1 protein-coding gene is annotated in these 707 nt (G+C 49.4%); it reads left to right on the top strand.

Annotated features, from left to right (window positions below; all coding sequences use genetic code 11):
- A partial coding sequence (gene rlmB / locus R7Q11_RS26310; RefSeq protein ID WP_225467015.1) for a 23S rRNA (guanosine(2251)-2'-O)-methyltransferase RlmB occupies positions 1 to 565 on the top strand: 565 nt, incomplete at its 5' end.
- Positions 566 to 707 lie beyond the last annotated feature (142 nt).

The raw sequence follows: 707 nt of genomic DNA, 5'->3' as shown, positions 1-707 counted from the left end.
TGACAAAGCACATGGTCCAAACCACCAACGCATCATCGCGCCCGTAAAACCAGCAAAACAGCTGAACGAAAACGACATCGACGACATCCTAGCGCAGCATGAGACACCGTTGCTATTGGTGTTGGATGGCGTGACTGACCCTCACAACCTTGGTGCCTGTTTACGTAACGCCGATGCTGCTGGTGTTGCTGCGATTATCGTTCCTAAAGATCGATCAGCACCAATGAATGCGACAGTAAGCAAAGTAGCCTGTGGCGCTGCAGAAGTGGTGCCTTTGATTCGTGTAACCAACCTAGCGCGCACAATGCGTACTCTGCAAGAGCAGGGCATCTGGTTCGTGGGTACGGCGGGTGAAGCGACACACGACATTTATCAAGCAAAACTGACTGGTCCTCTGGCAATTGTCATGGGCGCAGAAGGTGATGGCATGCGCCGCCTAACGCGAGAAACTTGCGATGATTTGATTAAAATCCCAATGGCAGGTAGCGTATCGAGTTTGAATGTGTCGGTTGCATCAGGCATCTGTTTATTCGAAGCAGTTCGTCAGCGCTTGGCTGCGAAGTAAGCGAATGAGAACATATGTCACTGAGCCCAAAGGCTTAGTGGCTTGAAGAATCAAACACATAGGATGGGAGACCATCCTTTGTTATTTTTAGCTAGGGAAATTATGACTCAACCAGATATTAAGCTGATTGCGTTCGATCTGG

It is taken from the genome of Vibrio sp. 970 (genome assembly GCF_033339075.1).
Note: the sequence above shows the minus strand (reverse complement) of the source record. Positions and strands in the feature narration are given on the sequence as shown.